Below are 9629 nucleotides of genomic sequence, written 5' to 3'. Positions count from 1 at the left end.
CCCCTGCCGCCCGCGCCCTCACGCACCCTGCCGCCCGCGCCCTCACGCACTCTGCCGCCCGTCCCCTCGCGCACCCCGGCTCCCCTGCCGCCCCGCACCGTCACGCGCTCCGGCAGCCTCCCTGGTCCGCCTCCCCGCGCCGTGCCGGACCCGCGGCGCGCCCGCGCGCCTCAGAGCGTTCCTGGCGGCACGACGACGGCCGCGGGGCCCCCTCGCCCGCCGCGGCCGTACGCCCTCGCCAGGGCGTCCTCAAGGCCGCATCGGCGATGCCTCGCCGGGACGGCTCACGAGGCCCGGTGCGGAGCCCTCACTGGGGTGCTCACCAGGCCCGGTGCGGAGCTCTCGCCGGGGGCACCGGGGCCCGGTGGGGAGCCCCCACTGGCGTTGCTCGCAAGGCCCCGGTGGGAGCCCTCGCCGGGGTACGACGACGCCCCCGCCCGATGCCGGGCGAGGGCGTCACGAAAGGAGGGTGGGCTATCCCTTGGCCGCCGCGGCCTTCTTGGAGTTCTTCGCTCCCTTGGCGCCGCCGCCCGTCGAGGCCAGCCGCTTGGCGATGGCCTGGTATTTCGGCTCGCGTTCCTTCAGCGTCACCAGCAGCGGCGTGGCCACGCACAACGAGGAGTAGGTGCCGACGATCATGCCGACGAACAGCGACAGCGACAGGTCCTTCAGCGTGCCGGCGCCGAGCACCGTGGTGCCGATGAACAGGATCGCCGCCACCGGCAGGATCGCGACCAGCGAGGTGTTCAGCGATCGGATCAGCGTGTGGTTGAGCGCGTTGTTGGCGGCCATCGAGTACGTCTGCTTGGACGTGTGGCCCAGCTTGGCCGTGACCTCCTTGATCATGTCGAACACCACGACCGCGTCGTAGAGCGAGTAACCGAGGATGGTCAGGAAGCCCAGCAGCGTCGCCGGCGTGACCTCGAAGCCCGACCAGGCGTAGATGCCGGCCGTGATGACGAGGTCGTGGATGAGCGCGACGATCGCGGCCAGCGCCATCTTCGGCTCGAACGCCATCGACAGGTACAGGATGATCGCCAGCATGAACACGCCCAGGCCGATCCAGGCCTTCTCGGAGACCTCGCCGCCCCAGGACGGGCCGATGGCCTGGATGCTCACCTGGTCGAGCGGAACCCCGAAGTCCTTGGAGATCTCGCTCTGCACCTGGGCCCGGGTGTCCTCCGGCAGGCTCTCGGTGGTGGCCCGCCAGCCGCCGGTGCCCGCCTGCTGGACGATCACCTGGTGCACGCCCTGGTCGAGCACGGACTCACGCACCTGCTCGACCGAGGCTTGCGAGGACTTGAACGAGAAGATCGTGCCGCCCTTGAACTCCACGCCCAGGTTGAGCCCGTTGATCAGCAGCCCGGCCAGCGAGACGGCGAGCAGCAGGCCGGACAGGCTGTACCACAGCCGCCATTTGCCGACGAAGTCGACGTCGATCTCGCCGCGGTAGAGGCGACGCCCCAGTCCCATCTCAGGCCTCCTGCGGAGTGGTCGTGCGGCCGGTCGAGCCGACCTCGCTCATACGCTCGGCGTCGAGGCCGGACAGCGGGTGCCCCTTGGCGAAGAACTTCACCCTCGCGAGCAAGGCGATGAACGGCTTGGTGAACAGGAACACCACCACGATGTCGATCAGCGTGGTCAGGCCCATCGCGAACGCGAACCCGGCGACACCGCCCACCGCCAGGAAGTACAGCACGATGGCGGCGATGAACATGACGGCGTCGGCGATCAGGATCGTGCGCCTGGCCCGGACCCAGGCCACCTCGACGGCCGAGCGGAGCGACCGCCGTCCTTCCTTCATCTCGTCACGTATGCGTTCGAAGTACACGATGAAGGAGTCGGCGGTGATGCCGATCGACACCACCAGGCCGATGATGTGCGGCAGGGAGAGCCGGAAGCCGGCGTTGTGCCCGAGCACCACCACGGACGTGTACGTGATGACCGTGGCCACCACGAGGCTCAGCACCGCCACGATGCCCAGGCCGCGGTAGTAGAGCAGACAGTAGACGACCACCAGCGCCAGGCCGATCAGGCCGGCGATCAGGCCGCCCTGGAGCTGGTCCTGGCCCAGGGTCGAGGAGACGGTGTCGACGGAGCTGCGGTTGAACTTCAGCGGCAGCGCGCCGTACTTGAGCTGGTCGGCCAGCGTGGTGGCGCTGGCCTGGTCGAAGCCGCCGGTGATCTCCGCCCGGCCGCCCGGGATCGGGCCGATGATGTTGGGGGCGGTGATGACGACGCCGTCGAGCACGACGGCGACCTTGTTGCGCGGTTCCTGGGAGTTGTACGCGGCGGTGGTGAGCTTGCTCCACTCGCCGGCGCCCTTGCTCTTGAAGTCGAGCTGGACGACCCACTCGGTGGTGCCCTGGCGGACGCCGGCGGAGGCGGTGTCGATGTCGGTGCCGACGACCTTGGCGACGTCGAGGACGTACTTGAAGCTGCCGTCGCTCTCGCAGCCGGCGTACTGCTTGTTGGGGTCGTCCTGGACGCCCTGCCCGCGGTTGGCGGGGTCGGCGCAGTTGAGCTTCTTGAACTGGGCCAGCACCCCGGGGTCGATGCCCTCGGTGTTGATGCCCGTGGCGTTGGGGTCTTCGGCCGGGGGTTGGCTGGGTTCGTCGCTCGGCGCGGGCGTGGACTTGCCGTCCTTGGTGCCTCGCTTGTCCTGGCCCTTCGGGCTCTGCGTGGCGGAGGGCTCGGCCGACGTGCTGGGCGTCGGCGCGACCAGCGCCGACGACAACGCCTTGCCCGTGGGGGACGTGCTCGGCTGCGGCGCTCCGGCCGACGGGGACGCGGGCGGCCTGACCGGCTCGGAGGCCTTCGGCTTGGCCGGGTCGGAGGCCGAAGGCTCGTCCGACTTGCCGCCCGAGGGCGAGGCGCTCGGCGTGGGCGCGTTGGTGGCCAGGTCTGCCGGGGCCTGCGTGGCCTCCATGGCGAGCACCTGGCGGAAGCGCAGCTCTGCGGTGGTCGCGACCAGCTTGATGGCCTCGTTCTGCCCGACACCCGGAATGGAGATGATGATGTTGTCGCCGGACTTGGCGACCTCCGCGTCGGAGATGCCGGTGCCGTTGACCCGGTCGCGGATGATGTTGACCGCCCGGTCAAGGATCTCCTCTGGAGGAGCCGCGTTGTTCTGGGTCACGGGCGACAGAGTCACCGTCGTGCCGCCGGCGAGGTCGAGCCCCAGCTTGGGCGTGTACGCCTGCTGCAGGAACATCGTCCCGCCCAGGGCGAGGAAGAGCGCCAGAAGCACCAGGAGCGTACGCCCCGGTCGGCTGTGGCGGCTGGTCGGTCGGGCCACTGGTCGTCAGTTCTTTCAGATAGAGGTTTGTCGCAGAGCTTAGTCAGGACTGCTTGGTGCTGGAGTCCTGGTCTCCGTTGCGATCCACGGCGGCCTCGGACTCGTTCCTGCCCTCCTCGTCGGACGCGGTGCCGTCAGCGGCCTCGTCACCTGCGGGAGCGTCTCCGGGCGTGACGACGCGGCCGATGGCGGCCTTCACCCAGCGGGTCTCGACACCGGGGGCGACTTCGAGGACGACGTCCTCATTGTCCACCGCGACGACGGTGCCGAACAGGCCCGTCGTGGTCATGACGCGCGCACCCGGAGAGAGAGAGTTCTGCATCCGGACGGCCTCTTGCTGGCGCTTGCGCTGAGGGCGGATCAGCAGGAAGTAAAACACCACCACCAAGAGAATCAGCGGCAGGATGCTTCCGAGTTGTCCCATGTCCATAGGGGCGACCTTCCATTGTCGTACAAGGAGTTGACACCGGCCTCGCGCCGGAAATTCCGTGCGTCGCGTCGGGCCGCGCCCACTCGGGCCGTCAGCCTACACAGCCAGCCAAGCCACGGAGTGTAGGCGCTTGTTGCGAAACGCGGCAACGAAGCAGCGTTTCGGCGCGCGGGGAAGTTCCCATATTGAAACGGTTGCAACCGTTCTGTGATCAGTCGAAAAGCGGGGCTCCGAATGCGTCCGGTGGTGGAGTCATGCCGAGATGGGTCCACGCGGCCGCGGTCGCCACCCGGCCGCGCGGAGTCCTGGCCAGCAGACCTTGGCGTACGAGGAACGGTTCGGCCACCACTTCGACCGTCTCCGGTTCCTCGCCCACGGCGACCGCGAGGGTCGACAACCCCACGGGACCGCCGCCGAACTTCTTCAGCAGCGCGCCCAGCACCGCTCTGTCGAGCCGGTCGAGCCCTTCTGCGTCAACTTCATAAAGGTTGAGCGCCGCCGCCGCGACCTCGCGGTCGACCACGCCGCCGGCGCGCACGTCGGCGAAGTCGCGCACCCGCCGCAGCAGCCGGTTGGCGATGCGGGGCGTGCCCCTCGACCGCCTGGCGATCTCGTGGGCGCCGTCGTCCGGCAGGCCGACGCCGAGCAGCCTCGCCGACCGGTAGAGCACCTGCTCCAGCTCGCCGACCTCGTAGAAGTCCATGTGGGCGGTGAACCCGAACCTGTCGCGCAGCGGCGCCGGCAGCAGCCCGGCCCTGGTCGTGGCGCCGACCAGGGTGAACGGCGCGATGTCGAGCGGGATGGCGGTGGCCCCTGGGCCCTTGCCGACGACGATGTCGACCCGGAAGTCCTCCATCGCGAGGTAGAGCATCTCCTCGGCGGGCCTGGCCATCCGGTGGATCTCGTCGATGAACAGCACCTCGCCCTCGGCCAGCGTCGACAGGATGGCCGCGAGGTCGCCCGCGCGTTCGAGAGCCGGGCCCGAGGTGATCCGGAGCGGCGCGTTCAGCTCGGCCGCGATGATCATCGCCAGGGTCGTCTTGCCGAGCCCCGGAGACCCGCTCATCAGCACGTGGTCGGGTGGCCGCTGCCGCCGCAGAGCGCTTTCGAGCACCAGCGAGAGCTGCTCGCGCACCCGGCCCTGGCCGATGAACTCGCCGAGCCGCTTGGGCCTGAGCGCCGCCTCGATCTGCAGCTCCTCGCCCTCGGCGTCGGGCGAGACGAGCTCCCGATCAGAGCTCACCGCGGCACCTCCTCCCGACGACGACCCCACGCACCGCACCGAGCCGGCGGGACCCGCCACGGCACCGCCCGTCGCGACCCGGCCGGGCCAACCTATCGAATCCCGGCGCCCCGCCGGTCACTCCGCTCACCGCGGAACCACGGAACCCGGCCCGCGTTCCGCTCGTCACGGCGGGCGCCACGTGAGCCTTCACGACCGGCCATGACGGGCGGCAGGCCACGTCGGCGCGTGCGGTGACGCCGGCTCCGCCGTCATGACTCATCGCACGCTCAGCGATCGCAGCGCGGCCTTCAGCAGCGCGGCCACCCGCGGCTGGCGACCGGCGGCGAGGTCGGCGTCGGCGTCGGGCTCCACGGCGGCGATCGCCTCGTCGGCGTCCTTGCTGGAGTAGCCGAGCCCCACCAGCCCCGAGTGCACCTGCTCGCGCCAGGCCGCGACCTTCCGCTCGCCGTTGAGCACGGCGTCGACCGTCGTCTCCGGCGTGCCGAGCCGGTCCTTGAGCTCCAGCACGATGCGCTGCGCCCCCTTCTGCCCGATGCCCGGCACCTGCGTGAGCGCCTTCAGGTCGGCGCCGGCCACGGCCACCCGCAGCGCGTTGGGCGTGTGCACGGCCAGCATCGCCAGCGCCAGCTTGGGCCCGACGCCGCTGGCCGTCTGCAGCAGCTCGAACACCGCCCGCTCGTCGTCGGTGGCGAAGCCGAAGAGGGTGAGGGACTCCTCGCGCACGACGAGGGACGTGGCCAGGCGCGCCTCCTCGCCGACCCGCAGCGTGGCGAGTGTCCCGGGGGTGCAGTGGGTGAGGATGCCGACGCCGCCGACCTCGATCACGGCTCCGTCGGGCGCGATCGCCGTCACCTTCCCCGCCACCGACGCGATCATCGCACGCCTCCTGTCATCGATCCGATCACGACCCTGCCCGCCTCAGGATCCCGCCCTGCCGGTGCGCCCGCCCCGGGGCGAGAACGGCTCCTCCCCGCGCTCGGCCATCCGCCGCTGAGACGGCCGGGACAGCCGGACCCGCAGCGCTCGAACCCCGCGGGAACGTCCCGCCCCGCCGTTCGCGACCATCCGTCCAGGAGTTCGCGGGAACGGCGGCTCCGCGCCGTCACGGCCCGGAGCCCTTCCTGGTGGCCTTGGCGAGGGCCGCGGCAAGGCGGTGCTGGGCGCCGCCGCGCCAGACGTGGCAGATGGCCAGGGCGAGCGCGTCGGCGGCGTCGGCGGGCCTGGGCATCTCGGCGAGCCGCAGCAGCCGCGTGACCATGGCGCCGATCTGCTTCTTGTCGGCCGTGCCGCTGCCGGTGATGGCGGCCTTCACCTCGGACGGCGTGTGCAGCGCCACGGGCAGCCCGCGCCGGGCCGCGCACAGCACCGCGATCCCCGCGGCCTGCGCCGTGCCCATGACGGTGCGTACGTTGTGCTGGCTGAAGACCCGCTCGACCGCGACCGCGTCGGGACGCACGTCGTCGAGCCATTTCTCGATGCCGGCCTCGATGCCCACGAGCCGGGACCCGAGCTCCTCGTCTGCGCCGGTGCGCACCACCCCGACGGCCACAAGCGTCAGCGGCGCGCCAGGACGCCCTTCGACGGCGCCCAGACCGCACCGGGTCAGCCCCGGATCGACGCCCATCACCCGCACCGGCATGCCCTCCCGTGTACGCCGAACATCTGTTCGGCACGAGACTCTACTCCGCCGGCGGTGGCCGTGCACCGGGAAACGCCCGTCAGAAGTCCTCGAGCATGTAGGGCCTGGCGGCGAAGGCAGCGTCGAGTATCTCGTCGTATCGGTCATCTCCGGACATGAGCCCGCTGAGGCGCAGGGTGACCGCCGGGATCCCGGCGTACAGGGCGGAGAGGCCGTTCACGCTGAGCATCACCCCGGGCTGCTCGGCCGGGGTGACGGCCACGGAGCCGCCGGAGAACTCCAGCCGCCACGTGCCGCCACCTCCGAGGGGGTCGTCCACGGTGACGACGGCCCCGCCGGCAAGGTGCGCCGGGTAGCCCCTGCGCTCGGCCGCGGCGGCGACGTCGAGCACCCTGAACATCCACCGCCGCTGCGTGACCTGCTCTATCGTCCGCTCGCGCAGCAGCCACAGCACCGGGTCGTCGGGAGCCACGTGCGCGACGACCTCGCGCGCGATCGAGGACGCGCTGCCCACCAGGGACCACAGTGCCCTGAGCGTCTCCCCCGACCCGGCGACGAGGCTGTCGACCAGCATGTCATCGCCGTGCCACCGGTAGATCACGAACCCGTCGTCGGCGACGTAGAGGAAGTCGTCCTCGTTGCCGAGCCACAGGCTCCAGGTGTGCTCGTCCCACGAGATGGGCCCGCTGGCGCGGGTGGCGCCGTGGACGCGGTGCAGGATGGAGACGACCTCGCCGGCGTCGCCCGGACCCATCCTGCGCAACTTGACCTGTCCGGACGGCCGGATCTGGCGCAGCAGCTCGGCGGGGAGCCGCACGCTGTGCTGGGCTCCGGCGTGCTCGTAGCCGAGCGAGCGGTAGATGCCGGTGGTGGCCGGATAGAGCGCGGAGACCGCGTCGCCGAGCGCCCTGCCGCGTTCGACGACGGCCCGCATGATCGTGCTGCCGAGGCCGCGCCCGCGGTCTTCCGGCGCCACGGTGACCCCGGCGATCCCGGCCATCGGCTGCGGCCTGCCGTGCCACCACTGGGTGAACTGACGCAGCCGCGCCGTGGCGGCCAGCCTGGTGCCGTCGAAGGCTCCCATGTAGCGGCCCTCACCGATGGCAGGGAGCACCGCCCGGCGCCATCTGTCCCTGTCGGAGGCGGACAGCGGGCCGAAGGCGCGTCTGCGAAGGTCAAGGACGTCGTCGAGGTGATCAGGGGTGAGGTCGCGTATTTCCACAGTCAGCAAACTTATGCGGCGGGCGTACGCGCTCGCGAACCGTTTGCCGTGAGGGCGAGCCTGTCGAGATAGAGCAGCTGGGCGGCCACGGCGGCCGCCAGCGCGACGGCGACGACGACCAGCGGCGTGGCCGCGCCGACGTCCGGCGAGGCGGCGGTGAAGGCGCCGAGATGCGCCACCTGGGCGGCCGGGGCGGTCCACAGCTCCGGCTGCTGGGCGACGAGCCGCGGCCAGAGCAGGTCCTGGGCGTTGACCAGCGCGACGGCGCCCGCGAGGATCCCCGCCATGGGGAGCGAGGGCAGGAACACGCCGCTGAAGAAGTCGCCGCCGGCCCGCTCCGCCAGCCCCTTGCACAACAACGTCAGCACGAGCAGCGCGGGGACGCTCACGAGAAGCGGCGGGACCAGGGCGGCGAACGTGTCGATGAGGCCGAGGTTGCGGACGTTCTGCCAGTTGGCGATGGAGAGCACTCCCGGACCGGCGAACAACCAGGGCGCGAACGCGAGCAGCAGCCACTCGCTGCCGGGCCCCAGCGGGCGCAGGCCGCCGATGCCGAGCGCGGCCAGGTAGGCGACGCCCACGGAGACCAGGGCGCCGGCGACCGCGGGCACCCACGTGTTCACCTGCGCGCGCAGGCCGCCCGCCTCGGTGCCGGGCGCGGCGAGCAGGCCGTCGATCCACGGCCAGGCGCAGATGAGCGCGACGGCCACGACGACGACCAGCGCGGTCACCCCGACGGCCACGGCCGCCGGGCTCGGCGCCCTGCCGGCCTGCCCTGCTTGCGGGGGCACGAGCGGGTGAGACGCCTCACCCGGGTGCGTCCCCCGCGGGTTTCGGGAGGAGGGTGACGCGCAGGCGGCACGCCACGGCGATGACGGTCGCGACGATGCCGAGCACGCCCAGGAGCACCCCTGTGACGGTCGCGACGGCCGCTCCAGCGCCTGGCTCGGCCATCCTGAAGGCATAGTCGTACTGGAGGCTCGCGAGCGTCTCTGTGGAGCGCTCAGGGCCTCCGCGGGTGAGCACCATGCCGAACGAGAACGTCTGGATCCCGACGGCGACGGCGGCGATCGCGACGAGCGCTCCCGCGGCGAGCATCGCGGGTGCGACGCGTCCGCCGTCGGGCGGTCCCGCCGCGCGAGCGCGCAGGGCGGGCAGGAACGCCGTCACCGCGAGCGCGCAGACCACCCCGAACGTGGCGGCCGCGACGATCAGCCGGAGCGTTCCAGGGGCCGTGGCCGTCTCGCGCAGCCCTTCGGCCAGGCCCGCCACACCGGAGGCGTCGGCACGCAGCCCGCGCGTCCAGGCCACCGCGACCCCCACCGGGGAGAACGTGACGATGCCCAGAGAGAGCACGATGCGCCCCGCCCGCCGGGGCCAGGTGCCCGCGCGGTCCAGAGCCAGGGCGAGCAGCGGCGCCACCACCACGGCCACCAGCAGCGGCCCGATGGTCAGCGAGAGCGTGAAGCCCAGCGACCGCCAGAAGCCGCTGCGCCCCAGCAGCTCGGCGTAGTTGTCCATCCCGGCGTAGACGCTCTCACGCAGGAAGCCCCCGCGCTGGAGGCTGGTCACGACCGTCTGGACCGTGGGCAGGACCAGGGTGATGAGGGCGCCGAGGGCCGCGGGCGCGGCCAGCACCAAGCCGAGCGCCGGCGGGAACGACTGTGGAGGGGTGGGGGAGGTCACGTGGCCTGACCCTACGCCGCCCCGAGGTTGTCGCGCACGCGAAAGACGCGCCGCCGGGGCCTGCCCGACGGCGGCCGGGCGAGGAGCCCGGAAACGGCTGTGACGATC

Annotated in this window: 9 protein-coding genes; all 9 read right to left on the bottom strand. The window is 71.9% G+C overall.

What is annotated here, in order from left to right; translation table 11 throughout:
- Positions 1-474 precede the first annotated feature (474 nt).
- The 9 genes from secF to E1292_RS28715 all read right to left on the bottom strand — a co-directional run bounded on the left by secF (position 475) and on the right by E1292_RS28715 (position 9521).
- Positions 475-1473, bottom strand: a complete 999-nt coding sequence (secF, locus tag E1292_RS28755) for a protein translocase subunit SecF (protein WP_132598486.1) — start codon at positions 1471-1473, stop codon at positions 475-477.
- A 1-nt stretch (position 1474) separates the two neighbouring features.
- On the bottom strand, positions 1475-3250 hold the full coding sequence (gene secD / locus E1292_RS28750; protein ID WP_132598484.1) for a protein translocase subunit SecD: 1776 nt from the start codon (positions 3248-3250) through the stop codon (positions 1475-1477).
- A gap of 91 nt (positions 3251-3341) precedes the next feature.
- The gene (gene yajC / locus E1292_RS28745) at positions 3342-3728 is read right to left on the bottom strand and encodes a preprotein translocase subunit YajC (protein ID WP_132598482.1); all 387 of its coding nucleotides are present in this window, start codon (positions 3726-3728) and stop codon (positions 3342-3344) included.
- 211 nt (positions 3729-3939) lie between these two features.
- Positions 3940-4971: a Holliday junction branch migration DNA helicase RuvB gene (gene ruvB, locus E1292_RS28740; RefSeq protein ID WP_132598480.1), complete on the bottom strand. Its 1032-nt coding sequence runs from the start codon at positions 4969-4971 to the stop codon at positions 3940-3942.
- Positions 4972-5229: 258 nt separating this feature from the next.
- Positions 5230-5850, bottom strand: coding sequence for a Holliday junction branch migration protein RuvA (gene ruvA / locus E1292_RS28735; protein WP_132598478.1), 621 nt, complete (start codon positions 5848-5850; stop codon positions 5230-5232).
- Between the two features lie 226 nt (positions 5851-6076).
- Positions 6077-6607, bottom strand: a complete 531-nt coding sequence (ruvC, locus tag E1292_RS28730; RefSeq protein WP_132598490.1) for a crossover junction endodeoxyribonuclease RuvC — start codon at positions 6605-6607, stop codon at positions 6077-6079.
- Between the two features lie 85 nt (positions 6608-6692).
- Positions 6693-7835 carry a GNAT family N-acetyltransferase gene (locus tag E1292_RS28725; RefSeq protein ID WP_132598476.1) on the bottom strand — a complete coding sequence of 381 codons (1143 nt, stop codon included), beginning with the start codon at positions 7833-7835 and terminating at the stop codon, positions 6693-6695.
- 11 nt (positions 7836-7846) lie between these two features.
- On the bottom strand, positions 7847-8626 hold the full coding sequence (locus tag E1292_RS28720; RefSeq protein ID WP_132598474.1) for an ABC transporter permease family protein: 780 nt from the start codon (positions 8624-8626) through the stop codon (positions 7847-7849).
- A gap of 16 nt (positions 8627-8642) precedes the next feature.
- Complete coding sequence (locus tag E1292_RS28715) at positions 8643-9521, bottom strand: carbohydrate ABC transporter permease (protein ID WP_132598472.1); 879 nt, start codon at positions 9519-9521, stop codon at positions 8643-8645.
- Positions 9522-9629 lie beyond the last annotated feature (108 nt).

Origin of the sequence: Nonomuraea deserti (genome assembly GCF_004348685.1) — a bacterium.
Classification (GTDB): domain Bacteria; phylum Actinomycetota; class Actinomycetes; order Streptosporangiales; family Streptosporangiaceae; genus Nonomuraea; species Nonomuraea deserti.
This window is presented reverse-complemented; position numbering and strand designations above follow the sequence as displayed.

Coding starts and splice junctions, on each gene's coding strand:
- yajC (WP_132598482.1), bottom strand. CDS start 3,728: ATGGACATGGGACAACTCGGAAGCATCCTGCCGCTGATTCTCTTGGTG.
- ruvA (WP_132598478.1), bottom strand. CDS start 5,850: ATGATCGCGTCGGTGGCGGGGAAGGTGACGGCGATCGCGCCCGACGGA.
- secF (WP_132598486.1), bottom strand. CDS start 1,473: ATGGGACTGGGGCGTCGCCTCTACCGCGGCGAGATCGACGTCGACTTC.